The organism is Pseudomonas sp. Con_6 (genome assembly GCF_059379395.1).
On record NZ_CM182011.1, the window covers coordinates 3687999 to 3711438 of the forward strand.

Annotated in this window: 24 protein-coding genes and 1 pseudogene; 4 read left to right on the forward strand and 21 right to left on the reverse strand. The window is 65.4% G+C overall.

Annotated features, from left to right (window positions below; all coding sequences use genetic code 11):
* The first annotated feature begins 88 nt into the window (after positions 1-88).
* A complete protein-coding gene (locus AC5QPF_RS16360) occupies positions 89-835 on the forward strand; it encodes an enoyl-CoA hydratase-related protein (protein WP_494958889.1) in 747 nt (248 codons plus the stop codon).
* Here the strand turns inward: AC5QPF_RS16360 and AC5QPF_RS16365 are convergent, their stop codons facing one another.
* The 17 genes and pseudogenes from AC5QPF_RS16365 to AC5QPF_RS16445 all read right to left on the reverse strand — a co-directional run bounded on the left by AC5QPF_RS16365 (position 836) and on the right by AC5QPF_RS16445 (position 17596).
* Complete coding sequence (locus tag AC5QPF_RS16365) at positions 836-1990, reverse strand: glutathionylspermidine synthase family protein (RefSeq protein WP_494958890.1); 1155 nt, start codon at positions 1988-1990, stop codon at positions 836-838. It lies immediately after the preceding gene.
* A 12-nt stretch (positions 1991-2002) separates the two neighbouring features.
* The gene (locus tag AC5QPF_RS16370) at positions 2003-2794 is read right to left on the reverse strand and encodes a DUF1190 domain-containing protein (RefSeq protein ID WP_494958891.1); all 792 of its coding nucleotides are present in this window, start codon (positions 2792-2794) and stop codon (positions 2003-2005) included.
* A gap of 14 nt (positions 2795-2808) precedes the next feature.
* Positions 2809-3234, reverse strand: coding sequence for a DUF350 domain-containing protein (locus AC5QPF_RS16375; protein ID WP_494958892.1), 426 nt, complete (start codon positions 3232-3234; stop codon positions 2809-2811).
* Between the two features lie 12 nt (positions 3235-3246).
* The gene (locus tag AC5QPF_RS16380) at positions 3247-3906 is read right to left on the reverse strand and encodes a DUF2491 family protein (protein ID WP_494958893.1); all 660 of its coding nucleotides are present in this window, start codon (positions 3904-3906) and stop codon (positions 3247-3249) included.
* A 115-nt stretch (positions 3907-4021) separates the two neighbouring features.
* Complete coding sequence (locus AC5QPF_RS16385) at positions 4022-4729, reverse strand: PspA/IM30 family protein (protein WP_494958894.1); 708 nt, start codon at positions 4727-4729, stop codon at positions 4022-4024.
* A 148-nt stretch (positions 4730-4877) separates the two neighbouring features.
* A complete protein-coding gene (locus AC5QPF_RS16390) occupies positions 4878-5621 on the reverse strand; it encodes a DUF1190 domain-containing protein (protein ID WP_494958895.1) in 744 nt (247 codons plus the stop codon).
* 15 nt (positions 5622-5636) lie between these two features.
* Positions 5637-5762 (reverse strand): annotated as a pseudogene (locus AC5QPF_RS16395) (DUF350 domain-containing protein); the annotation flags it as partial.
* Between the two features lie 306 nt (positions 5763-6068).
* Complete coding sequence (locus AC5QPF_RS16400) at positions 6069-7439, reverse strand: DUF1329 domain-containing protein (RefSeq protein ID WP_494958896.1); 1371 nt, start codon at positions 7437-7439, stop codon at positions 6069-6071.
* A gap of 201 nt (positions 7440-7640) precedes the next feature.
* Positions 7641-9317: an AMP-binding protein gene (locus AC5QPF_RS16405; protein WP_494958897.1), complete on the reverse strand. Its 1677-nt coding sequence runs from the start codon at positions 9315-9317 to the stop codon at positions 7641-7643.
* Positions 9318-9375: 58 nt separating this feature from the next.
* Complete coding sequence (locus tag AC5QPF_RS16410) at positions 9376-10521, reverse strand: acyl-CoA dehydrogenase family protein (protein WP_494958898.1); 1146 nt, start codon at positions 10519-10521, stop codon at positions 9376-9378.
* Positions 10518-11723 carry an acyl-CoA dehydrogenase family protein gene (locus AC5QPF_RS16415; protein ID WP_494958899.1) on the reverse strand — a complete coding sequence of 402 codons (1206 nt, stop codon included), beginning with the start codon at positions 11721-11723 and terminating at the stop codon, positions 10518-10520. The genes AC5QPF_RS16410 and AC5QPF_RS16415 overlap by 4 nt, the downstream gene beginning before the upstream one ends.
* A 134-nt stretch (positions 11724-11857) precedes the next feature.
* Positions 11858-13027, reverse strand: coding sequence for an acyl-CoA dehydrogenase family protein (locus AC5QPF_RS16420; protein WP_494958900.1), 1170 nt, complete (start codon positions 13025-13027; stop codon positions 11858-11860).
* A 10-nt stretch (positions 13028-13037) separates the two neighbouring features.
* The gene (locus tag AC5QPF_RS16425) at positions 13038-14216 is read right to left on the reverse strand and encodes a thiolase C-terminal domain-containing protein (RefSeq protein WP_494958901.1); all 1179 of its coding nucleotides are present in this window, start codon (positions 14214-14216) and stop codon (positions 13038-13040) included.
* A 49-nt stretch (positions 14217-14265) separates the two neighbouring features.
* Positions 14266-14685: a MaoC family dehydratase gene (locus AC5QPF_RS16430; protein ID WP_494958902.1), complete on the reverse strand. Its 420-nt coding sequence runs from the start codon at positions 14683-14685 to the stop codon at positions 14266-14268.
* The gene (locus AC5QPF_RS16435; RefSeq protein WP_494958903.1) at positions 14657-15784 is read right to left on the reverse strand and encodes an acyl-CoA dehydrogenase family protein; all 1128 of its coding nucleotides are present in this window, start codon (positions 15782-15784) and stop codon (positions 14657-14659) included. Before AC5QPF_RS16435 ends, AC5QPF_RS16430 begins: the two co-directional genes overlap by 29 nt.
* 6 nt (positions 15785-15790) lie before the next feature.
* On the reverse strand, positions 15791-16765 hold the full coding sequence (locus AC5QPF_RS16440; protein WP_494958904.1) for an OB-fold domain-containing protein: 975 nt from the start codon (positions 16763-16765) through the stop codon (positions 15791-15793).
* Positions 16766-16819: 54 nt separating this feature from the next.
* Positions 16820-17596, reverse strand: a complete 777-nt coding sequence (locus AC5QPF_RS16445; protein ID WP_494964187.1) for an SDR family oxidoreductase — start codon at positions 17594-17596, stop codon at positions 16820-16822.
* Between the two features lie 130 nt (positions 17597-17726).
* Here AC5QPF_RS16445 and AC5QPF_RS16450 point away from each other — a divergent pair, with 130 nt between their 5' ends.
* Positions 17727-18512 carry an enoyl-CoA hydratase-related protein gene (locus AC5QPF_RS16450; protein WP_494958905.1) on the forward strand — a complete coding sequence of 262 codons (786 nt, stop codon included), beginning with the start codon at positions 17727-17729 and terminating at the stop codon, positions 18510-18512.
* Positions 18513-18919: 407 nt separating this feature from the next.
* Positions 18920-19240, forward strand: coding sequence for a hypothetical protein (locus AC5QPF_RS16455; protein WP_494958906.1), 321 nt, complete (start codon positions 18920-18922; stop codon positions 19238-19240).
* Positions 19241-19337: 97 nt separating this feature from the next.
* On the opposite strand, the gene AC5QPF_RS16460 is transcribed toward AC5QPF_RS16455, so the two are convergent.
* The 4 genes from AC5QPF_RS16460 to AC5QPF_RS16475 form a co-directional block, all read right to left on the reverse strand.
* Positions 19338-19754, reverse strand: coding sequence for a thioesterase, FlK family (locus AC5QPF_RS16460; protein ID WP_494958907.1), 417 nt, complete (start codon positions 19752-19754; stop codon positions 19338-19340).
* Positions 19751-20491, reverse strand: a complete 741-nt coding sequence (locus tag AC5QPF_RS16465) for a methyltransferase domain-containing protein (protein WP_494958908.1) — start codon at positions 20489-20491, stop codon at positions 19751-19753. Before AC5QPF_RS16465 ends, AC5QPF_RS16460 begins: the two co-directional genes overlap by 4 nt.
* Positions 20491-20961 (reverse strand): MarR family transcriptional regulator, encoded by a 471-nt coding sequence (locus AC5QPF_RS16470; RefSeq protein WP_494958909.1) that lies wholly within the window; start codon positions 20959-20961, stop codon positions 20491-20493. Before AC5QPF_RS16470 ends, AC5QPF_RS16465 begins: the two co-directional genes overlap by 1 nt.
* 83 nt (positions 20962-21044) lie before the next feature.
* Positions 21045-22271, reverse strand: coding sequence for an OprD family outer membrane porin (locus tag AC5QPF_RS16475; RefSeq protein ID WP_494958910.1), 1227 nt, complete (start codon positions 22269-22271; stop codon positions 21045-21047).
* 167 nt (positions 22272-22438) lie between these two features.
* On the opposite strand from AC5QPF_RS16475, the gene AC5QPF_RS16480 reads away from it, so the two are divergent.
* Positions 22439-23350 carry a LysR substrate-binding domain-containing protein gene (locus tag AC5QPF_RS16480; RefSeq protein ID WP_494958911.1) on the forward strand — a complete coding sequence of 304 codons (912 nt, stop codon included), beginning with the start codon at positions 22439-22441 and terminating at the stop codon, positions 23348-23350.
* Positions 23351-23440 lie beyond the last annotated feature (90 nt).

The window sequence follows — 23440 nt, forward strand, 5'->3', positions numbered from 1 at the left end:
TAATGGACTGAACGACTGTACAGCAAGGCGACCCCCGTGATAAACCGTCGCCGCAGTGCCACTCCGACAACGACAAGAAGCGCCTGCCATGAACGACCTGATTCTCGACACCCTCGACCAGGGCTTGCTGACCCTGACCCTCAACCGACCCGACAAGCTTAACGCCCTCAACAGCACCATGTACCAGCGCTTGGGTGAGTTGCTGGACGCCGCTGACCGTAACCCGCAGGTCGAGGTCATCCTGATCACCGGCGGCGCCACCTGCTTCAGCGCCGGCAACGACCTCCACGATTTCCTCGAACACCCGCCCGAAGACCGCGACCACCCGGTGTTCCGTATGATGCGCGTGGTTCTCGGGCTGCGAAAACCGCTGGTCGCGGCGGTCAACGGTCCGGCGATCGGCATCGGCACCACCCTGCTGCTGCACTGCGACCAGGTGCTGGTGTCCCGCGGGGCCAAGCTGCGCATGCCGTTCGCGCCGCTGGGCCTGTGCCCGGAATTCGGCTCCAGCCTGCTGCTGCCGCGCCTGCTCGGGCATGCCCGGGCAGCGCGCCTGTTGCTGGCCAACGAAGCCCTGAATGGCGAACAGGCCGTGCACTGGGGCCTGGCCAATGAACTGCACGAGGATGGTGATGCGTGCCTGAACGCGGCACGGGAACTGGCCAGGCGCCTGCAACGCATGCCCCAGGAGGCACTGCGGATCAGCAAGCAACTGCTCAAGGACAGCGTTCGCGACGAACTGGCGGCGGTGGTCGAGCGCGAGAGCCAGTTCTTCATCGACCGCCTGTGCACGCCAGAGGCCAAGGCGGCCTTGCGTGCGCTGGTGGAGAAATGATCAGTCGATCACGACATGGGGCAGGAAGCGGCTGGTGTCCTTGGTGATCAGGCTGTCGTCCTCGCGGATACCGATGCCCGAGGCCACGTCGCCGATCACCCAGGAGCCGACCAGGGTGTAGCTGTCACCGAAACGCGGCAGCGGCACGAACTCCTGGAGGATGTACGGCGCATCGGTGTAGGGCCCGTCCTCGGCGAGGAACTGGCCCTCCGGAGTGCGCAACTCGATGTTCGCGCCCTCGCGTGAGAAATACGGCTTGCGCACCCAGCCTGCCGGTACCGGGCGTTGCGGCTCGCGGTCGACGAAGGCTGGCAGCAGGTTCGGATGCCCCTCGTTGAACTCCCAGAGCAAGGCGAGAATGCCCTTGTTACTGACGATGGACTTCCACGCTGGCTCCACGAACAGCGTGTCGCAACCCGGCACCGCCTGGCCGAACGGCTCGTGGAAGATGTGTTCCCAGGCATGCAGCTTGAACAGGCGCTGGATCCACTGGCCGTCCAGGTCGACGAACTGACCGTCAAGCAGGCCGATATCCTCGATATCGATATGCCGCGCGTCGATCCCGGTGTGGGCTGCCATGCGCCGCAGGAAGTCCGTGGTGCCACGGTCTTCCCGCGAACCGGACATGGCCGAGAAGTGGAACGGTGCGTCGTTGGGAAAGGCGCCGAACGCCTGGACCAGGTCTTCGGCGATGGTATTGAACTGGGTCGCCCTGGCCGGCAGCACCCCGGCGGTGACCTGGTGCTCCAGCCACAACAGTTGTACCGAGCCGGCTTCCAGCAGGCTGGTGGGTGTGTCGTAGTTGGCTTCGATGCACCTGGCCGGGCCGTTGCCGTCGTAGATGAAGTCGAAACGCCCGTAGAGGTGCGGATGCCCCTCCCGCCACGAATCGCGGACCAGGTCGAAGAACGCCGGCGGAATCGCCAGGCGGGTCAGCAGTTCCTCCGACTCCACCACTCGCTCCACCGCGTCCAGGCACATGGCATGGACATCCTGGGTCGGCGCTTCCAGGTCATCGCTGATCTGCCGCTCGCTGAACTGGTAGTAGCCACGCTCGTCCCAGTAGCGCTCGCCGTCGATGGTATGGAAGTCGAAGCCTTCGCTTTCGACGATGCGCTGCCAGTCAGGCCGTTCCTCGATGCTGATCTTCTTCATCGTGCCCTGCCCTCAACCGCCGAAGCCGGAACTCTTGCCACCCCAGCCGCTGCGCGCCGTGGCCTGCTGGCCGAAGCCGCCGCGGGAGATGCTGGAGCTGACGCTGGAGCCCGAGTTGGAACGGAACGACGACGTCGTGCTGCTGGAGCGCGACGAGCCGGAGCCACCGTAGTAACCGGAGGAACTGCCCTGCCGGTCGTCCTGCTTGTAGCGCTGCGGCTGGGTGGAACGGCTGAAGGTCTTGCCCTGCTCGATCTGCCGCGACAGGGTCGAGGTCTGGTAGCTGCCGCGGGAATCGCGGTTCTGGTAGACCGGTTGCGACTGGTAGCGCGGCGCGCTGCGATTGCTCATGGCATTGCCGATCAGCATCCCGGCCAAGGCGCCGGCACCCGCTGCGGCGACGGTGCTGCCAATGCCACTGGACGAGGCGCCCTGTTGCGCGGCCTGCTGCTGGATCTGTTCGGCCTGGGCCTTGGGCATTTCGCCGGACGCGGCCAGCTCGAACCCGGCCATCTGCGGCATGAACTGGCCGTCCGACGTGGGTTGGCAATAGCCTTCGACGAAGTCGGCGTCGCAAGCGGCGCGATCAGCGTAGACCGGAGCGACCTTACGGTGGTCGACCATGGCCTGGATATAGGCGTCGGAACACACGTCCACGGGGAATTTGGCGTCGACACAGGCCTGGACGTTCTTGAAGTTGTCTTTTACCGACCAGGTGACGGTCTGCTCGGGGTCGCTGCAACCGCTGATGGCCAGGGGCAGCGCGCCGACCAGCAACAGCTTGGTGGAACTAGGGCGTCTCATGGGCTTCTCCTTGCTCAGGCCGACGGAGTCATGCAGGCCGAGTTGAGGAAGCCGACGCTGATGGCGACGGCGGCGGCATAGATGGCCGCGGCCAGTTCACCTTCGACGATGCGTTTCGACAGGCCCTTGAGCACCAGGCTGGTGCCGACGAAGGCCAGCAGTTGTACGACAGCTGCGATCAGTGCCCAGACCACCACGTCGACCACACTGATGCTGTAGGCGATGACGTTGCTCGCCGGCAGGGCGAAACCGATCAGCGAGCCGCCCAGGGCGATGGCCGCCGCCGGGTTGTTCTGGCGGATCTGGTCGAATTCCTTGTGCGGGGTGATCAGGGTATAGAGGAACTGGAACAGGGCGAACAGTGCCAGGGCGACGACGATGTAGAGGACGAATCCGAATACGGCGGTCGCGTCGAGCGACAGTCGGAGTGCTTCGAGCATGGTGCTTCCTTGTCAGATAACGGTGATATCGGTGAGTTGCAGGGTGATGCCGACGGCGGTGGACAACGCGACGTTGCCCTCCTCGTCTTCCTCGACGGAGAACAGCAGGAATTCCCGGCGGTTCACCAGGTCGAGGTCGCGGGCGTAGAGCATGCTGTGGTGGCGCACGCGGTAGCGGGTTTCCGGGTTGCGCACCTGTTCATCCATGGGCACCAGTTCGGTCTGGCCATCTTCCGAGCCCCATTGGCGCTGGTACTCGATGCCTTCCAGCTCGAAGGTCGGCAGGCCGATGAGCGATTGCGGCCCGGTCAGGCGCAGCAGTTCGTCACGGCTGTTGATCGGGGTGACCTGGTGGTAGCCGAAGAGGATGATGTCCTCGATGTCCTCGGCGGCGTTGCCGTGCATCACCACTTGCAGGAAGTAGTCCTCGTCGTCCAGGTAGAAGCGCTCCAGGCGCGTGCCCTGGCCGAGGTCGAGGGTGCCGGTGGCCCAGACTTTCTCGTCGCCCGGGAGAACCAGGGTCGAGGCGTCGGCGAGCAGCAGCGAGAGGTGTTTGTCCAGGCAGAGCATGCGCTCGGGGGCCAGGCCGAAGGGGGCTTGCGGGGCGGTTGTGGTGACAGGCGTGGTCGGCAGGGGGGCCTGCAGGCCAAGCATGCGTTTGATCCAGCTCATCAATGATCCTTGAAATTTGCAGGGTCCCGATCGCTGGCAAGCCAGCTCCCACAAGGACCGCATGCACCACGAACCCTGTGGGAGCCGGCTTGCCGGCGATGAGGCCCGGGAGGCCTCAGAGGGCCGCCTTGCTGTCCTGTTGCTTGGCCTTCAAGCGCGCCAGCACGTCATTGGCGCCGGTCTGCTGCACGCCGATCCCGGCCGCCTGCAGGCGCTTCTCCAGGTCATCGCCGCTGCTCACCTCGGCCATTTCCTGGGCCGCGTCCAGCTTGGCATCACGTTCGTCCTGGCGCTGCTTGATCCGCGCCAGGGAATCCAGCGCGGTCTCCACCTTGCCATTGGCACCACCGGTGGCACTGGCGGTGGCGACCCGGGCCTGCTGCACGGTTTCCCGCGCCTTGGCCATCTCGGTCTGCTGACGCAGGCCCTTCAGGCGGCTCTCGGCCTCGGTGATCTGCGCCTGCAACAGCCCGACCTGCTTGTCGAACTGCGCGGCCATCTCACGTTCCTGAGCGATCCGGGTTTCCAGTTCGGCAACACGGCCGGCACATTCGGTGGCCAGGCCTTCCTGCTCGGCGTTCAGTGCCGCCAGGGCCTTGCCTTCCCAACTGGCGATATCACTCTGCAGGCCATCGACCCGCTGCTGGGCCAGCTTGTGCTTGGCCTTGATCTCGATCAGGCCATTGCGCGCCGTGACCAAGGCAGCATCGGCATCGCGCTGCTCCTGCTCAAGGATGCGGATGGCATTGGCATCGACGATCGCTTCGCCAATCTCGGAGGCGCCGCCGCGCACGGCGGTCACCAGTTTCTTCCATAGGCTCACGGGGAGTTCCTGTTCTCGGGTGACGAAGCCGCGGACGGTACAGTTGAAAGCCACAAGCTGCAAGACTCCAAGAAAAATCAGTCCGACATGGACGCTTTTTCTTACAGCTTGTGGCTTATCGCTGGTTTAGCGGCCGACCGCCCTGCCCTCAACCGCCGAAGCCGGAGCGCTTGCCACACCAGCCGCTGCGCGCGCTGGCATGCTGGCCGAAGCCGCCACGGGACAAGCTGGCACTGACGCTGGTGCCGTGGTTTCCCGAGCGCAAGGTAGTGCCCGATCGAGACGAAGCGGAAGAGCCGGAGCCGCCCGAACCACTCGCCTCGTCGTTGCGCTCCTGATGCCCGATCCGCTGGGCCAGGACCGAGGTCTGGTAGCTGCCACGGGAATCGCGATTCTGGTAGATCGGTTGCGCCTGGAAACGCTGGGCGCTGCGGTTGCTCCTGGCCTTGTCGATCAACGCGAAGGCCAAGCCGGCAGTGGCCGCCGCGGCGACGATGCTGTCGGAGCCGCCGGAACGCGTCGCCTGTTGCTGGGCCAGTTGCTCGGCCTGCTCGAACTGGTACCAGGGCAGCTCACCGGACATGGCCAGCTCGAAACCGGCCATCCTCGGCATGTACTTGCCAGCGGACGTGAGCTGGCAGGAACGCTCGACGAAATCGGCATCGCACGCGGTCTGGTCGTCGTAGACCGGGGCGAGGCGATGATGATCGATCATGGCCTGCATATAGGATTCGGAACACACGTCCACCGGGAACTTCGCCGCGACGCATGCCGGCACGCCCCGGAAGTGCTTCTTCACGGTGTAGGTGACATTCGGCTCGGAATCGCTGCAGCCGCTGATGGCCAAAGGCAAGGCGCCGACCAGCAGGAGTCTGGAACTACGGGGTCTCATGGGCTTCTCCTTGCCTCAGACCGGTGGGGTCATGCAGGCCGAATCGAGCAGGCCGATGCTGATGGCCACGGCTGCGGCGTAGATGGCCGCAGCCAGCTCGCCGGCGACGATGCGGCGGGACAGGCCTTTGAGCACGGCGCTCGCGTCGAGCGACAGGCGGAGGGCTTCGAGCATGGTGCTTCCTTGACCAGGGTGTATGGACTGGACACATGGTGGACAGGTGTACGGAGACATGGTTGACACTTTTCGGCAAGCAAACCTGCCGGGAATTCGACCAGCGCCTTGGCGCGACTCGAAACCGGCGCGCATCCTGCATTGCCGGGCGCGAGTGGTATAGGTGATTTATTTAACAAGCAATGTCTTTGGAACCCGCAGACCAAAGCGGACAAGGAAAAACCCCGGTGCACGCACCGGGGTCCTGGGGTAACGCCGACAGGGCAAGCGCGGTCAGCGCCCTACCGCCCGGGCCGCGTCGGCGGTGTACATGTCCGGGGTGTACTTGCCCTCGTTGAGGATCGGCCCTTTCTTCGCTTCGTTGGTCATGCCGTAGCCGGTGTACTGGCCGGAGTTGAGGTCCATGAAGAACTGCGAGCCGGCCTGCCAGCCGCTCATGTCCGGGTGGTAGTAGTAGTTGATCATGGCGTGCTTCCACAGTTGCCCGCGGGCATCGTAGTTATCGGCCATCACCGCGTTCCAGGTGTCCTCGTCGATAAACAGCACGCGCTTGCCGTAGACGTGGCGGAAGCCTTCCTTGAGGTCCGCCTCGACCACCCAGACCCGGCGCAGCTCATAGCGCATCACGTCAGGATTGGGGTGGTTGGGGGTGAGGATATCGGCGTAGCTGTACTTGGCCGAGTTGGCCCTGAAGGCGTTGGCCGGCACGTAGATCTCTCGCTTGCCCAGCAGTTTCCAGGTGTAGCGCTCGGGGGCGCCGTTGAACAGGCGGTCTTCGTCCACGGTCATGGTGCCGTTGGTGCCGATCATCGGCTGGTCGTAGCCGTAGCCCGGCATCTGCCGCACGCGGCGGGTGGACGGGCTATAGGACCAGGCCTGGCGCGCCGAGGTGACGAAGTTGTACGGCTCATGGGCGATGCTGATCACGCCATTGTCACGCGCCGGTTTCAGGGTGGTGTTGTAGCTCATGGCCTGGACGCCGTCGGAGGTCTTCGGCTCGACCGTCGGCGAGTTGGCCTGGGACAGGTTGCGTGCATGGGCGCGGCCCCAGCCGATGCTGCCGTTAGGCAACACCGAGGCGAGGTCGGAAATCTTCTCCTCGGTCCAGGCACGCGCCGGCAACTGGTGGTTCCATAGCACTTCCATGCCATTCTTCGGGATGGGGAACGGCACCTGGCCCAGGCCTTCGATGCCCAGGCCGTCGTTGACCAGCCTGGCGTGCAGGGCGTTGTCCATGGCGCGCTTGCACACGTAGTCCGGGTAGCGGAAGTCACGGTGGCCGGGGTAGATGTTCATCTTGTAGGTGGTCGGGTATTTCTTCAGCAGGGCCTTCTGGCCGTCGCTCAGGTGCGACTCGTACTGGCTCATGTTGGCCGCGGTGATGACCAGAATCGGTTTCTCGTCGGCGTAGGGATCGACCGGCTGGTCGCCGGAGAACTTCACGTGGTTCCAGCCGGGGACTTCGCCCAGGTACTTGCCGGTGTAGGGCGGGATGGTGCCCTCGGCGTTGCCGGCCATTTCACCGCCGACGCAGTTCAGGTCCTTGCCCAGGCGGGCGGCTTCTTCCGGGGAAACGGCGGCACTGGCCAGGTGACTGGCACTCAGCGCCACCGCGAGCATGACGGCTGTTCTTGTTGTTTTCATGTATTGCCTCCTGCTGGTAAAGGCTTTCGGGTGAGCCTCATTGTTGGTTTTTCGGCGGGGGAAACATCGTCCGGAAAGACTAAGAATCCGGGGTTGCTGCCGAGGGTTTCATCGCTGGCAGGCCAGTTCTGGTGGTCCTCGATATCAAGAACAACCCAAGACCCTGTGGGAGCTGGCTTGCCAGCGATGTGGCCAGTGGGATCAGCCGAGAAGCTGCTGCCTCAACACATCCTTGAGCACCTTGCCACTGGCATTCCTGGGCAACGCCTCGCTGACCCGGAACACATGAGCCGGCACCTTGTACCCGGCCAGCCTGGCCGCGACGAAGGCCCTGGCCTCCTCCGCCGTCGGCGGCGCCTCGCCCTGGATCACCAGGGCCACCGCCTCGCCCAGTTGCGCATCGGGCACGGCGAACACCGCCACTTCCTCCACCCCCGGCATGTCGCCGACGCAGGTCTCGATCTCCGCCGCCGAGATCTTCTCCCCGCCGCGGTTGATCAGTTCCTTGATCCGCCCGCTGATGCAGAGGAAACCCTCGTCGTCGAGGAAGCCGATATCCCCCGTGTTCAGCCAGCCATCGCGCAGGCTCTCGGCACTGGCTTCGGGCAGGTTCCAGTAGGCGTCCATCAGGGTCGGCGAGCGCAGCCAGACGATTCCGGCCTCGCCGGCCGGCAACGGCCGTCCGGGGCTATCACCGATGCGGATATCGACGATGGGCAACGCCCAGCCGGCGCTGGCCGGCTTGTGCAGGAACTGCTCGCCACCGATGGCCGCGCCGATGCCGTTGCTCTCGGTGAGGCCATAGCCGCTACCGCCGATCACGTCCGGCTTGCGCTCGGCCATGGCCGCCAGCAGCCCGGCGGACGACGCACCACCGCCCAGGCCGAGGCCGAACAGGCTGGTCGTATCCGCCCCGCCGAAACGCGGCGAGCCCAGCAGCTGCTGCATCATCACCGGCGCACCGTTGAACTGGGTGCAGCGCTCGTCGCGGATCAGGTCGATGGCCTTGTCCACGTCCCACTTGTACATCAGCACCAGCCGCCGTCCGGCACGCAGGGCCGAGAGGAACTGGGCGTGCAGCCCGCTGACATGGAACAGCGGCACCGCCATCAGCGTGGTCGGGGCGAAGCCGCTGGCGATCACCTTGCCGATGCGCTCCGGCGAGCTCAGGGCGCAGAACATGCCCTGGAACTCCAGGGCAGTCAGGGCCTGGCACACCGCGCGATGGCTGGACAAGGCACCCTTGGCCCGGCTGGTGGTGCCGGAGGTGTAGAGGATCAGCGCCGGTGCCTCCGGCGCTACCGTGACCTGCGGCGCGGCCAGGGGCTCGGCGGCCAACAGGTCTTCGTAGCGGAAACACCAGTCCGGCAAGCCCGGAGATGACGGCAGGCCGACCACAACGGTGGTGCGTTGACGTGCCGCCAGGTCCTCCTGCAGCAGGTTCAGGCGGGCCTCGTCGCACAGCAGCAGGCCAGCGCCGCTGTCTTCCAGGCCATGCAGCAGCTCATCCCGCAGGCCCCAGCTGTTGAGCGGCACGCAGACCGCGCCACAACGCTGCACGGCAGCGAAGGCCACCAGCCAGGCCGGCTGGTTACGCAGGGCAATAGCCACCCGCTCGCCGGGTTGCAGGCCGAAGCGTGCCAGCAGTTGCCCGGCCAGGCGTTCGACCTGGTCGAAGAAATCGCTGAAGGTCAGGCGCTGGTCCTGCCAGACCAGGAATTCGCGGTCACCGTGGATACGGGCCGCTTCGATGATGTCCTGCAGGGTTGCCGGCGCATGGCGGAAGTGTCGCGTGCCCTGCTCCGTCTCCATCACTTCAAACGGCGCGCCCGGGGCGATCAGTTGCTGCCAGGCGTTGCGCCAGTGTTCGATGCTCATATATCCCGTGCCTCCCATGAAACGGATTCGACGCCTCACCCCGTGGGCGCGCAAGTCATCAAGCATTCAGGGCCTGATAACGCTCGCAATGGAAATCCCGATCCCCCAGGCAGGCCTGCGCAACCCGCACCCGCTTCAGGTACAGGCCGACATCCAGTTCATCGGTGACGCCGATCCCGCCATGCAGTTGCACCGCCTCGTTGGCTACCTTGATCGCCGTGTCCCCCGCCTTCCATTTCGCCAGGCTGACCAGGCGGCCGCGCTGCGCCGCATCCAGCGTGACGTCATCCAGCGCCGACAGCCCCGCCATCACCGCACTGCGGGCCAGCGAAAGATCGACGAACAAGCGCGCCACCCGATGCTGCAGAGCCTGGAAGGAACCGATCGGAACATCGAACTGGACCCGCGTCTTGAGGTACTCCAGGGTGGTCTGGAACAGGTGCTCGGCGATCCCCAGCAGCTCCGCCGCCAGGCAGGCGCGGCCACGGTCGAGCACCGCATCCAGCACTGCCCAGCCCTGACCCTCCTCGCCCAGCAAGGCCTGCCGCCCGAGGCGCACCTGGCGCAGTTGCAGCCGCGCGCAATTGCGTGAATCGATCAGCGGCAGCGCACTGACTTCCAGGCCCGGCGTATCGGCCGGCACCAGGAACAGACTGATGCCCTGCGCTTCCCCCGTCGCACCAGAGGTCCGCGCAGCCACCACGAAGGCGTCGGCGCCAATGCCGTCGACCACCCAATACTTGTCACCCTCCAGGCGATAACCGTCGCCGTCGGCCACCGCCCTGAGGCCCGTCGCCAACGGGTTATGCCGGGCGCGCTCGTCAACCGCCAGGGCCACCCGCAGGCCACCGGCGATCAGCCCCGGCAGCCAGCGCGCCTGTTGCCCGCCATCGCCGGCCAGGTGCAGCAGCGAACCGCCGAGCACCACGCTGGAGAGCAGCGGCGTCGCCGAGAGGTTGTGACCGATGGCCTCGAACACCGGCCCCAGGCCCATGCAACCAAAGGCCAGGCCGCCCAGTTCCTCGGGAAAGGCGATCGCGCTCCAGCCGAGGTTGACCGCGTCCTGCCACAGTTGCGGGTCGAAGCCGTTCGCCGAGCCCTCGTCACGCAGCTTGCGCTGTGCCGCCACCGGACCGCGGGCGGCGAGGAAATCCCGCGTACTATCGGCCAGCAGGCGCTGTTCTTCGCTGTAACGCAGGTTCATGCGATCACTCCTTTCTTGCCGTCGGGCAGGCCAAGCACGCGCTTGGCGATCACGTTCAACTGGACTTCCGAGGCACCACCGGAAATGGTCAGGGCGTAGCTGTTGAGCCAGCCACGGGTCACCGCCAGCTCACGTTCACTGAAGGCCTCGCTCTGCCAGCCGAACCCATGGCCACCGAGCAGGTCCAGCAGCACTTCGAACTTGTCCCGCTCCTGCTCGGTGTGCACCAGCTTCATGATCGCCATCAGACCGCTGACGTCGTCGCCCTGGCGGGCTTCCTCTCCCATGCGCTGCACGGTGAGGTTGTAGGCGTGCTCGTTCATCGCGCAGGCCGTGGCCCGGGCGCGCAGGGCCAGTTCGCCCTGGCCCTGGGGCTCGGGCAGGTATTCGCGGACCAGTGCCGGCAGGTCGAAGTGCGACGGCAGGCTGATCTCGCCGAACCTGGACATGGCCTTGCGCTCGTGCTGCAGCAGGTACTTGCCCAGGTTCCAGCCGCCGTTGAGCGGGCCGATCAACTGGTTTTTCGGCACCTTCACGCCATCGAAGAACACCTGGCAGAACGCCGACTTGCCGCTGATCAGGTCGATCGGCTGGGCCTTTACGCCGGGGCTGCGCATGTCCAGCACGATCAGGCTGATGCCTTCATGCTTGGGCGCGGTGAAATCGGTGCGCACCAGGGCGTACATCCAGTCGGACTTGTCGCCGTAGGACGTCCAGATCTTGCTGCCATCCACCACGAAATGGTCGCCGGCATCGCGGGCGGCCATCTTCAGGCTGGCCAGGTCGGAGCCCGCGTTCGGCTCGGAGAAGCCTTGGCACCAGCGGGTTTCGCCGCGGGCCATGGGGGGCAGCAGGCTGCGTTTCTGCTCCTCGCTGCCGTAGGCCAGCAGCACCGGGCCGAGCATCCAGATGCCCAGGTTGATCTGCGGTGGCCGGCATTTCAGGCGGCGCAGCTCGCTTTCCAGGACTGCGACCTGTTCGGCATCCAGTCCGGCGCCGCCGTATTCCTCCGGCCACTCCGGGCAGAACCAGCGCTTGTCGCGCATGCGTTCGAACCACAGCCTGGCGTCCTCGCTGGGGAACTGCGGCTGGCTGGCACCCCAGACCACCTCGCCCTCGCCCATCGCGGTACGCATCGACGGCGGGCAGTTGGCCTCCAGCCAGGCACGGGTGTCGTGCCGGAATTGCTCGATTGTGCTCATGACCTGTTCCTTGTTGTTATCTGATACGCGCCACGGACCCTGTGGGAGCGGGTTCACCCGCGATTGCGTCAGTGGTTTCAACATCGCAATCGCGGGTAAACCCACTCCCACAGGGGGCCGCGTCGCTGCTTTTTTCAGCGTTGGGTCCGCGGCATCCCCAGGCCGAACTGGGCGATCAGCTCGCGCTGGATCTCGTTGGTGCCACCGCCGAAGGTCACCGTGACCGACGCCCGCAGCTCATACTCCAGCTCACCGTGCAACGCAGTCGCTGCCGAGCCTGCGCGCAGCGAACCATTGGCACCGATCACCGCCGCCAGACGGCGCAGGATCTCGATCGCCGATTCCGAGCCGTACACCTTGGTGGTCGAGCTCAGGGCCACGTCCATGCGCTCTTGCTCCAGGTTGGCGGCAATGCGCAGGTTGATCAGGCGCATCGCCTCCAGCCGCGCGTAGCATTCGGCCAGGGAACTGCGCACCCAGGCCTTGTCCATGGCCCGGCGGCCCTGTTCGTCACGGGCCTTGGCCCACAGGTAGACGCGGCGGAACAGCCCGACCACCTTGTCCGACCACGAGCCCAGCCCCAGGCGCTCATGGTTGAGCTGTGCGGTAATCAGCTTCCAGCCTCCGTTCAGCTCGCCCACCAGCATGTCCCGTGGCACCCGCACGTTGTCGTAGTAGGTGGCTGCGGTAGGGTTGCTGGTGGTCGGGATCACCGTGCTGGAGAACCCCGGCAGCGTAGTGTCGAGGATCAGGATCGACACGCCCTTGTGCCGTGCCAGATTAGGGTCGGTACGTGCCGCCAGCCAGATGAAGTCGGCGGACTCGGCACCCGAGGTCCACAGCTTGTTGCCGTTGACCACGAAGTGCTCGCCATCCAGGCGCGCACTGGTCTTCAGCACCGCCAGGTCGCTGCCGGCCTCTGGTTCGGAATAGCCGATGGCGAACATGATCTCGCCGGCGGCGATACCCGGCAGGAAGCGCTCCTTCTGCGCCGCACTGCCGTGCTCCATCAATGCCGGGCCCACCGTGCTGATGGTCACGAAGGGCAACGGCGCCCCGGCGATATTGGCTTCCTCGAAGAAAATCAGTTGCTCGGTGGCGGCATAGCCCTGGCCGCCATGAGCCTTGGGCCAGCCCACCGCCAGCCAGCCGTCGCGGCCCATCTGGCGGATGGTCTGGCGAAACAGCTCGCCGCCCTCCTTGCCGCGCAACTGCTCGCGCAGCTCGGGGGTCATCAGGGCCTGGAAGTAGTCCCGCACCTGGCGGCGCAAGGCATGTTGTTCGGGAGTGAGGTCGACGAACATGGGCTGCTCCTTAGGCTGCGCCGAGAATCAGGCCGCTGGTGGGCACGCCGGTACCGGCGGTGACCAGCACGTTCTCCACATCGGCCACCTGGTTCACCGACGTGCCGCGCACCTGGCGCACCGCCTCGGCGATGCCGTTCATGCCGTGGATATAGGCTTCGCCCAGTTGTCCGCCGTGGGTGTTGATCGGCAGCTTGCCGCCACGGGCGTGATGGCCGGCACGGATGAACTCCTTGGCCTCGCCACGTGGCGCCAGGCCGAATTCCTCCAGTTGCGGCAGCACGAACGGGGTGAAGTGGTCGTAGATCACCGCGGTCTGCAAGGCATCGGGGCCGAGGCCCGACTGGCGATACAGCTCCCTGGCCACCACGCCCATCTCCGGCAGGCCGGTGATGTCGTCGCGGTAGAAGGAGGTCATGACCTGCTGGCCACTGGTGATGCCCTGGGCACCGGCCTTGATGGTCACCGGCTTCTGCTTCAGGTCGCGGGCGCGCTCGGCCGAGGTGATGACCATGGCCACCGCGCCATCGGACTCCTGACAGCAGTCCAGCAGGTGCAGCGGCTCGCAGATCCAGCGCGAGGCCTGGTGTTCTTCGAGGGTGATCGGCTTGCCGTGGAAGAACGCCTTGGGGTTGGTAGCGGCGAAGTCACGCACCGCCACGGCGACTCGGCCGAAGTCCTCGGAGGTGGCGCCATAGGTGTGCATGTAGCGCTGGGCGAACATGCCGACCCAGGCTGCCGGAGTATGAAAGCCGTGGGGCATGTACCAGCCGTAGTTGACGTTCTCGAAGATCGGCGTCGAGGCAAAGCCGTAGGTGCCGGTGCCGAAGCGGTACCAGGAACGCTCGTTCATCGCCCGGTAGACCACCACCACCTTGGCCACGCCGGTGGCCACGGCCATCGCTGCGTGCATCACCGGGCCACAGGCAGCGCCGCCGCCGTGGGGCACCTGGGAGAAAAACTTGACGTCCTTGCAGCCCAGCAGGCGGGCGATCTCGTACTCCGGGACCTTGTCCACCGAATAGGAGCTGAAGCCCTCCACCTCGGACGGATCGATACCGGCGTCCTTCAGGGCTTCGAGGGTGGCTTCCATGGCCAGGCGCAATTCGGTGCGTCCGGAGTTCTTGGAGAATTCGGTGGCGCCCAGGCCGACAATGGCGGCGCGCCCGGAAATCGACGATTGACTCATCTGGTCTTTCCTCTGATCAAAACATGACTGGCTAAGGCGACGCGGTCGCTCAGGGCAGCACCAACGCAACCGTCCCGGTCACGTGGTTGCCCATGGAGTTCTTCCCGGCAAGGCTCACTTCCACCTTGCGGGTCACCGGATCGACGCTGCTGACGCTGCCGCTGAAGGTCATGCAATCGCCCGGGTAATTGGGCACGCCGAGCTTGATCTTCAGCGACTCGAAGCGCGCCAGCGGCCCGGCCCAGGCTTCGACGAAGCGCTGCACCAGGCCATTGGTGGTGAGGATGTTCATGAACACATGGGGCGAACCCAGTTCACGGGCGGCGTCCAGGTCATGGTGGCCGGGAAAGTAGTCGCGGGTGGCGATGGCGCCGCCGGCGATCAGGGCGACGGTGATGGGTACCGCCAGCTCCGGCAGGGTTTCGCCGGGACGCACGTCTTCAAAGCGTTTGGTGTTCTTCAAGGTCATATTTCCATCCCAGCTTGTCGTTGTCGCTCAGCCAGTCGCCGAGCCGTTCCAGGCAGGCCGCCGAACCGCCGAGGGCAAGGCCCAGGGCGCGGCTCCAGTAGAGAAAACGGTGGATCGGATAGGTCAGGTCGACGCCGATACCGCCATGTACGTGCTGCGCGACATGGCCGATGCGGTGCCCGGCCTCGCAGGCCAGCCAGGCCGTGGCCAGGGCTTCCGAGGGCGCCGGCAGGTTGGCGTCGAGGCGGTAGCACAGTTGCCAGAGGGTGCTGCGCAGGGTTTCCAGGGCGATATGGGCGTCGGCCATGCTCATCTGCACGGCCTGGAAACTGCCGATTCGCCGCTGGAACTGCTCGCGCTCGCTGACATAGGCCACGGTGCGGCGGATCTGCTCCTGGCTGACCCCCAGTTGCAGCGCGGCGATGGCAGCGATGGCGCGGTGCTCCAGCCAGTCGAGGGCGTTGACCGGCAACAGGTGGTCCAGGCGATAGCCTTCCACCTGCACGTCGGCCACTGCCTCGCCGTGGGTCATCACGGCCGGGGTCAGGCCCACGCCGGGCGATTTCAGGTCCAGCAGGCCCAGGCGTGGCTGGCCATGCAGCAGCACCGGCACCAGCGCGGCAGCGGACTGCGCGGCCAGCGGCAAGGCGGCGACACGGCCGTTGAGCAGCCAGTCGGCGCCGTTGGGCGTGGCTTCCAGCTCGATACCGCGGGCGGCATGCACGCCGTCGAGGGACAGCGTGAGCAGCGTTTCACCGCTGGCCGCCTGCTCGATCCAGCCCTCGTATTCCTCGGCCGCAAAGGTCGCCAGCGCCGCCGCAACCAACTGATGGCGCCACAACGGCACCTGGCCAAGGCCGCGGCCCTGGGCCTGCAGCACCAGCATCAGTTCGGTCATGCCCAGGCCGCTGCCACCGTGGTCCTCGGGAATCGCCAGGGCATGCAGGCCGGTCTCGCGACACAGGCCCCACAGCGCCGCCATCAGCGGTTCGCCACTCAGGTCCCAGTGACGCAGGGCATCATCGTCGCAGTGGTCGACGAACAGGCTGCCGGCCATCTGCTCGATGGCGCGCTGGTCTTCGCTCAATTCGAAATCCATGGGCGCTTACTCCCCGTCGGCCACGGGACGGAACAGCGGCAGGGTCTGCTGTTCGTCGAAGACCTGGAATTCCACCTGCAGGCGCTGGCCGATCTTCAGTTCGTCGCGCTTGACCCCGGTGAGCCCGGCGATCAGGCGCACACCCTCCTCCAGCTCGATCAGGCCGATGGGGTTGGGGTGATCGAACGGCGGCACTTGCGGGTAATGCATGACCACGAAGGAATACAGGCTGGCGCGGCCACTGGCCTGGACGGTGTCCCAGTCGAAGCTGTGGCACTGGATGCACACCGGCGCCGGTGGATGACGCAGGGTCGAGCAAGCGGTGCAGCGCTGGATCAGCAACTTGTTTTCGGCGCAGCCTTCCCAGAAGAAGCGAGTGTCGTCGCTGATGCCGGGCAATGGCCGCTTCGGCTTGGCAACGGCTTCGACCGGCCTGGCCGCCGGCTGCGCATTGGCCGGGCGGAACTTGAACACGCGGAACAGCAGCTCGCCCACCGGCTCGTCGCCGTCCGGCTTCTCGACGAAATGGCTCATCACCAGGGTGACGAAGAAACCGGTGCCGAGGGCGGTGGTCTTCTCGTCACCCACGGCGTCCAGGCGGGTGGTGTAGTACAGGCGCTCGCCCAGGTGCACCGGGCGCTTGAAGGTCAGTTCGGAGTTCACCGCCACCACCGAGGCGTAGCCGTATGCCTCGATCAGCTTGAGCACTTCATAGGGGTTCTCGTCGGTGGAGCCCGGCGGATAGTTGTTGGCGTGCAGGCCTTCCATGGTCCACACCTGGAGCATCGCCGGCGGTGCGACGATGCCGTCGTGCGGGCCTTGCAGCGCGGCGGCGGGATCGGTGTAGAGCGGGTTGTCGAGGCCCATGATCTCGCACCACTGGCGGATCATCGGCGCGTTGACCTCGTCCCAGGCATACACCCGGCCGTATTCGCGCCCCACCAGGGCGCGCACGTTAGACAGCAATTGTGGATCAGCCACAGTCGTCTCCTGCAAAGTGAGGGCGGCCACCCGACGGCGCCGCCGTGGGGTCGATCAGGCCTGCGCTGCGGCGAGGAAGCTGGGGCGCTCGCCGCCGCCGTGCAGCAGCAGGTTGCAGCCGCTGGCGTAGCTGGCCAGGGGGGAAGCGATGAACAGGCAGGCGTTGGCGATATCCGCCGCATCGGCCATGCGCCCGGCAGGAATGCCGGCGCCGACCGCAGCGATGCCGGCTTCGCTGCCGTAGTGCAGATGGGCCTGCTCGGTGAGGACCAGGCCGGGACTGACGGTGACCACCCGCACCTTGGGCGCCCACTCCACTGCCAGCGAGGTGACCAGCGCCAGCACTCCGGCCTTGGCCGCGCCATAGGCGGCGGTGCCCGGCGACGGGCGCTGGGCGGCGACACTGCCGATGAAGACGATGCAACCGCCCTGCTCCTGGGCCTGCATCAGGCGGTTGGCGTGCTGGGCGACGTTCAGCGGAGCGATCAGGTTGAGGCGGATGATGCTCTCGTGAAAACGCGGCGAGGCCGTGGCCGCGTCCGCTGCGGGGGCGCCGCCGGCGTTGTTGACCAGCACATCGAGGCGACCGAAGTCGCGCTGGATACCGTCGAACAGTGCCTGCAAGGAATCCGGGTCGCGCACGTCGACGGCGAAGAACGCCGCGCTGCGCTCGCCACTGGCCGGCAGGCGTTCCGGGGCGTTGCGGGCGCAGACGATGACCTCGGCCCCGGCGTCCAGCCAGGCCTGGGCGATACCCGCGCCGATGCCCTTGGTGCCACCGGTGACCAGGACCACCTTGCCCGTGTAATCAAGACCGTTGTGCTGCCCCATCATGTGTTCCTCGTTCGACTGACAGGGCTAACTCTAGGGTCAAGCCACCTTGCAAACTTCGTCTGAACGGACGATGAACCAGGACCTTGGCGGATCGACACTGCGGACACTTTCACGCGCGAGAAGGCTTATGTCCGCTACCGATCTTTCCCCCCTGCTGCTGGAATTCCCGGCCCCCGGCGTGGCCTTGCTGCGCCTGCACCGACCCCAGGCCAGCAATGCCCTGAGCCTGGAACTGCAGGCCCTGCTGTCACAGCGTTTCAGCGAGCTGGCCGGCAATCCCGAGGTGCGTTGCATCGTGTTGACCGGCGGCGACAAGGTGTTCGCCGCCGGTGGCGATATCACCAGCATGGCCGGGGTCGGGCCGATCGAGATCGTGCAGCGGCATACCGAACGGGTGTGGGCACCGATCCAGCACTGTCCCAAACCGGTGATCGCTGCGGTGTGCGGCTATGCCTATGGCGGGGGGTGCGAGCTGGCGATGCATGCCGACCTGATCGTCGCCGGGAGATCGGCACGATTCTGCCAGCCGGAGGTGCGTATCGGCATCATGCCGGGGATTGGCGGGACCCAGCGGTTGCTGCGGGCGGTGGGCAAGGTCAAGGCGATGCGCATGGCGCTGACCGGGCAGGCGATCACGGCAGAGGAAGCCTGGGTGGCGGGGTTGGTCAGTGATCTGGTGGAGGATGATCGGGTGCAGGCCCATGCCCTGGAACTGGCGGTGAGCATCGCCGCGCTGCCGGCGCTGGCGGTGGAGCAGATCAAGGAAGTGATCCTGGCGGGGATGGATGCCTCGCTGGAGTCGGCTTTGGCGCTGGAGCGCAAGGCCAATGCGCTGTTGTTTGCGTCGCGGGATCAGAAGGAAGGGATGCAGGCGTTTATCGAAAAGCGTCCGCCTCGGTTTGACGGGTGTTAGGACTGGCCCTATCGCTGGCAAGCCAGCGATAGGGCCAGTTCAGGCAAAACATGTCCACCACAAAACATGCCCACCAAGTGTCATATAAAGCTACGAAAAGCGCGTAATTTCCGTCTTTCTTGTAGGCAATTTCCCAAGCATACTCCGGCGCGGTTTCAGCCGTTGCGCACTTCTGAATCTGCACCTAGTCTCCGGCGGTCGTTGCAAATACAGCGACCAGCTTTGACAGGCTGCGACACATTCAGAAGACGCACGTGGTCCGTTATGGCGGCTGTACGTGTGGGCACCTTCGGGTGCGCCAGGTTTGCGTCTTCAGTGTCCTGGTCTGTCAACCCGCGTACAGCTGTCACCTCACTCGTTTGACAGCGAGGCGGTGGCAGTAACGGATAAACACACTGGAGACAAAAATGAAGAAATTGGTGCCTGATCCACCCACTTCGTTATCCCCACGCCTCACCACCGTCCATACCCACTTCGCCACCTGCCAGAACCACCACCCTCCACTCTTCGCTGTCTGCGATGGAGCCGATATCGGCGATGCCCTCGCGCATCTAGCAGCTGCCTTGAAATCGGCGGCGGAAACCAATGCCCAGATGTGTGACCTGGCGGATCGGAAATATGGGGATCTGTTATGGAGTACGCAGCAGTCGCTGGAGATTTCCCAGGCGTTGACGGCTTCGTTGTTGAAGGCGGTTGAGCGGCAAACCATGGATATGCTGCGCGGCTGATGACCTCATCGCTGGCAAGCCAGCTCCCACAGGTCCGGCGGTGTACGCGGTCACTGTGGGAGCTGGCTTGCCAGCGAGGAGGCCAGTCCAGACACCATCACTTAAAAGCAGCAACTTTCTCCGCAAGTCGCTGCAAAAACCGCTCCTGATCAACGATCGCCCGCCGATGAATCCCGTCCCCCACCAGCCCGCCCTCGTCATGACACTCGACCCGGAACAGCAGCGAACGCCCCTGTACCTCGATCAGTTCCACACTGACCGTCAACGTCATCCCCACGGCCGTAGCCGCCAGATGGCTGATATCGACGTGAGTCCCGACCGTCCGCTGCCCGCTATCGAGAAACGGCCTCAACCCCTCGATGCAGGTCTGCTCGACGAACCCGATCATCATCGCCGTCGCCAGCACCGCCGGCATATCGCGGAACCCGGGCCAGTCCGGTTCGACCTCGGGCACCGTGTGGCGCGAAGCGACCCGCAGGCTCGCCGTGTGTTTCAACCCTGCCGAAATGCTCATACCCGACCCAGCCTCATATTGATTGGCCAACGCACCGTCATTCGTCCTTCCCAAAGCTCCGCGAGATCCCGGGCAAACGCCTGCAGCAGCTCTTCCCTGCCCGCCTCTCGCGCCTTGCGCACCGCCGACCAGGTGCCGACATAGCCTAGAAATTCATCGAGACTCCACTCCAGGCGAATCTCCATGACCGGCGCCTCGATCACCGCGAACGGAAAATCCAGCGTGGCGTAACCGCTGTCCACCAGCTTGCGCTCCGCCGGCCAGTACGGGCCGATCTCCTCCCAATAGAAGCGGCGGAAGCGCTCGCCCAGGGGCTCTTCCAGCTCCAGCACGCCATAGCTGATCAACGCCAGCACCGCCCCCGGCTCGGCTACCCGCCGTACTTCGCGGTAGAACGCCGGCAAGTCGAACCAGTGCGCGGCCTGTGCCGCAGTGATGAGGCTGGTACTGCGACTGAGCAGCGGCAGGTCCTCGGCCGGCGCCGTTTGATAGGAAATATTCTCCGCCGCCTCGACATGCTCCAACTGCTGCGCGCTGGAATCGAAACCGGAAACACTGGTGAAGTGTTCCGCCAGTTGCCGGGTCAGTTGCCCGTTACCGCAGCCGACATCCACCGCCTGGGTGGTGTTGGGCGCAATACCGGCGAGGAATTCGCTCAACTGCGCCGGATAGTGCGGGCGAAAGGTCGAGTAGGCCTGGCCGCCCTGGTCGAACCAATTACGGGTGGCGTCATTCATCAAGCCTGCTCCTGTTTGATCTGCGTCAGCCGCGCACCGAAGTCCTGACGCTCCAGGGCGCTCGCCGCGTCTTCCAGCACCCGCCGCAGCGGATGACCGATTTCGTGTTCGAGGGATTCGATGACTGCAAAGGTCGCGGCCCAGTGCGCGCCGAGCGTCTCGACCAGGGACCGGCCGTGCTCGGTAAGGACGATCAGGCTCTTGCGACCGTCGTCCTGGCGCTGCCTGACGATCAGCCCCTCCGCCTCCATCTGGGCCACGGTCTGGCTGACCGCACCCTGGGTCAGGTGGCTGTGGGCAGTGATCTCGGTAACGGTCTGCAACCCTGATTCCAGGGCCCTGAGTACCGGGGTGAAACGGGCCCGGTAGTTCAGGCCCATTTGCTTGTAGTGGTTTTCAGCCCCGCGCTCGACCAGCTCGCCGACATAGCGCAGCAGCTCACCGAGACCGGGATGATTGTGATGTGGCATGGGTGTCCTCCAGCAGGTGGATGCAAGTTACATTAGCGCTAATGCAACTGGCAAGACCTTCCCCGCTCAAAGGCATGAAACCGTTACCAGAGCAGCAGATCGTAGGTCAGGTAGACCCGCATGTTGTTGCGGTCGCTGGCATAGGTGCTGCGCGAAATCGCATGCCGTAGTTCGGCGCCGAAACCCTTCAGGACGCCATCCTGGACCACGTATTTCAGCTGGGTGTTGGTCTCGTGCTCACGGGCATCCAGGCCCCGGTATTCACCGCCGCTGCCGTTGTAGTAGCGAGTCATGAAGTTCAACCCCGGCACGCCGACACTGGCGAAATCGTACTCATAGCGCGCCATCCAGGTACGCTCGCCAGGCTGGATGAACTTGCCGACGCTGGCGTTGCTGAAGGAATACACCGTACTCACGCTGACATAGGGCAAGGCCGTGCTGCCCTCGACCTTCTGGTAGCCGAAGCCCAAGGCATGCCCGCCCAGGCGCCAGGTGAACAGGCCACTGAACATGTCCGCATCGACCTGGCCGTTGCGCGCCGCACCGGCATCGTCGCTGATGAAGTAGCGCAGGTCGCTGGTCAGCTTGCCCGCCCCCAGCGGCATCGAATGCACCAGGCCAAGGAACTGCTGGCGGTAGAAGTCGCGCAGTTCGCCGTAGTAGCTGGTCAGGCTGAGTTGCTTGCTCAGGTCGTAGCGCAGGCCGGCGAAGTCAAAATCGCTGCCCTCGCTGCCGGCATACCCCTGAGGGGTGATGTCGACGCTGTCAGTGGAGTTGCGCGCCTTGAATTTGTCCAGGTGCCCGGCATGCAGGTAGAGCCGGTCGACACCGCTGTATTCGACCTGGGTGCCGCGGAAGGTCTGCGGCAGCAGTCGGCCGTCGTTGTAAACCAGCACGGGGATCTTCGGTAGCAGTGTGCCGGTACTGACCAGGGCGCCCTGCCAGCGCAGCTTGGCGGTCAGGCCGAGGCTGGAATATTCGCTGGCCGCACGGCCGTCATCATGCACCGGCAGCAGCCCGGTGCCGGCATGGGCACGGCTGGAGTCCAGGCGGATACCCGAAAGCCCCAACGCTTCCATGCCGAGGCCGACCGTACCTTCGGTAAACCCCGACTGTGCCTTGAGCACGAAGCCCTGGGCCCACTCGCGGCGGTCGGCGCCACCATCGCGGTAATCGTCGTTGAAGTAGTAATTGCGCAGGCCAAGCCGGGCCTGGGAATCCTTGAAGAAATCGGCCAGGGCCGGATCAGGGACGAGACTGGTCAAGACACCTGCGCAAGCGAGGGTGCCGGAGCTCAAGAGGGTACGCATCGGAGGTCTCTGCTGAGTGTTGTGGTTGTGGGCAGATGGTCGGTCGGCGGTCCGTTCTCACTGGACGGGGTGCGTCGACGGAGCGGACACTACCGCCCCGCCAACCCCGTCACAACGTTATGAGCGATGCGCATCACCCTATGCGCAGCCTCGCCCCGGAGCCCTCGGTGAACCTCAAGCAGCTCGAAGCATTCCAGGCCATCATGGCCACCGGCTCGACCATCGGCGCCGCTACGCGCATGGACCTGTCGCAGTCGGCGGTGAGCCGTTTGCTCACCCAACTGGAGGAGCACCTGGGCTTCGCCCTGTTCCTGCGACGCAAGGGCCGGCTGATGGCGACCCCGGAAGCCGAGGAGTTGCTCGGCCAGGTCGCTTCGCTGGTGGACAACCTGCAGCGGGTCCAGCGTCTGGCCGACGAACTGCGCGTGGGCCGCTCCCGGCGCAGCCTGCTGCGGGTCGCCGTGCCCACAAGCATGACCCAGCACCTGTTGCCGAGGATCGTCGCCGAATTCCTGCGCGAACGTGAGGACGTGGTAGTCGAGGTGCTGACCGGCGGCTACGACAGCCTGGAGCGGGCAGTGCTGGACCGCAGCGCCGACTTCGCCTTCGTCCGCCTGCCGGCCGAACTGCCGGACTTCGAAGTGCTGCCGGTGCTGGAGACCGAGGGCGTGTGCGTGATGCCGGTCGGGCATCCGCTGGCGGAGCGTACAGAGATCACCCTAGACGACCTGCGCGACGTGCCCCTGGTCCTGCTGGGCAAGCAGCGCAACCTGCGCTCGGAACTGGACCAGCGCTTTCGCGAAGCGCGCCTGACACCGCAAGTGCGCATCGAGGTGCATTCGGTCAGCGCCGCCTGTGCCTTCGTCGCCGAGGGCTTGGGCGTGTCGATCATCAACGGCCTGCTGGCCCGGGATTTCGGCGGCCTGCCGTTGCTCGGCCGACCACTGCGTCCGCTGCTGACCTACCGCTTCGGCCTGATCTTCCGCAAGGACCAGCCTCGCTCGTTGCTGGTGGAGGCCTTTGCCGAACACCTGCGCTCGCGCCTGGCACAAGCAGGCGAAACAGCGTCGGACGCATAGCCCAACCCGATTCACTCATAAGCTTGAGCGCCACCGATTGCCTGGACTAGTGTGCGCCTCGACGCCCGGGCCCCACCAAAACAACAATCG

Bases quoted from the DNA above. Each gene is read 5' to 3' on its own strand.
- AC5QPF_RS16460 (WP_494958907.1), bottom strand. From the start codon at position 19,754: ATGAGCATTTCGGCAGGGTTGAAACACACGGCGAGCCTGCGGGTCGCT.
- AC5QPF_RS16390 (WP_494958895.1), bottom strand. From the start codon at position 5,621: ATGAGACCCCGTAGTTCCAGACTCCTGCTGGTCGGCGCCTTGCCTTTG.
- AC5QPF_RS16375 (WP_494958892.1), bottom strand. From the start codon at position 3,234: ATGCTCGAAGCACTCCGACTGTCGCTCGACGCGACCGCCGTATTCGGA.
- AC5QPF_RS16360 (WP_494958889.1), top strand. From the start codon at position 89: ATGAACGACCTGATTCTCGACACCCTCGACCAGGGCTTGCTGACCCTG.
- AC5QPF_RS16415 (WP_494958899.1), bottom strand. From the start codon at position 11,723: ATGAGCACAATCGAGCAATTCCGGCACGACACCCGTGCCTGGCTGGAG.
- AC5QPF_RS16465 (WP_494958908.1), bottom strand. From the start codon at position 20,491: ATGAATGACGCCACCCGTAATTGGTTCGACCAGGGCGGCCAGGCCTAC.
- AC5QPF_RS16405 (WP_494958897.1), bottom strand. From the start codon at position 9,317: ATGAGCATCGAACACTGGCGCAACGCCTGGCAGCAACTGATCGCCCCG.
- AC5QPF_RS16380 (WP_494958893.1), bottom strand. From the start codon at position 3,906: ATGAGCTGGATCAAACGCATGCTTGGCCTGCAGGCCCCCCTGCCGACC.
- AC5QPF_RS16470 (WP_494958909.1), bottom strand. From the start codon at position 20,961: ATGCCACATCACAATCATCCCGGTCTCGGTGAGCTGCTGCGCTATGTC.
- AC5QPF_RS16365 (WP_494958890.1), bottom strand. From the start codon at position 1,990: ATGAAGAAGATCAGCATCGAGGAACGGCCTGACTGGCAGCGCATCGTC.
- AC5QPF_RS16475 (WP_494958910.1), bottom strand. From the start codon at position 22,271: ATGCGTACCCTCTTGAGCTCCGGCACCCTCGCTTGCGCAGGTGTCTTG.
- AC5QPF_RS16445 (WP_494964187.1), bottom strand. From the start codon at position 17,596: ATGGGGCAGCACAACGGTCTTGATTACACGGGCAAGGTGGTCCTGGTC.
- AC5QPF_RS16420 (WP_494958900.1), bottom strand. From the start codon at position 13,027: ATGTTCGTCGACCTCACTCCCGAACAACATGCCTTGCGCCGCCAGGTG.
- AC5QPF_RS16430 (WP_494958902.1), bottom strand. From the start codon at position 14,685: ATGACCTTGAAGAACACCAAACGCTTTGAAGACGTGCGTCCCGGCGAA.
- AC5QPF_RS16400 (WP_494958896.1), bottom strand. From the start codon at position 7,439: ATGAAAACAACAAGAACAGCCGTCATGCTCGCGGTGGCGCTGAGTGCC.
- AC5QPF_RS16370 (WP_494958891.1), bottom strand. From the start codon at position 2,794: ATGAGACGCCCTAGTTCCACCAAGCTGTTGCTGGTCGGCGCGCTGCCC.
- AC5QPF_RS16455 (WP_494958906.1), top strand. From the start codon at position 18,920: ATGAAGAAATTGGTGCCTGATCCACCCACTTCGTTATCCCCACGCCTC.
- AC5QPF_RS16410 (WP_494958898.1), bottom strand. From the start codon at position 10,521: ATGAACCTGCGTTACAGCGAAGAACAGCGCCTGCTGGCCGATAGTACG.
- AC5QPF_RS16450 (WP_494958905.1), top strand. From the start codon at position 17,727: ATGTCCGCTACCGATCTTTCCCCCCTGCTGCTGGAATTCCCGGCCCCC.
- AC5QPF_RS16435 (WP_494958903.1), bottom strand. From the start codon at position 15,784: ATGGATTTCGAATTGAGCGAAGACCAGCGCGCCATCGAGCAGATGGCC.
- AC5QPF_RS16425 (WP_494958901.1), bottom strand. From the start codon at position 14,216: ATGAGTCAATCGTCGATTTCCGGGCGCGCCGCCATTGTCGGCCTGGGC.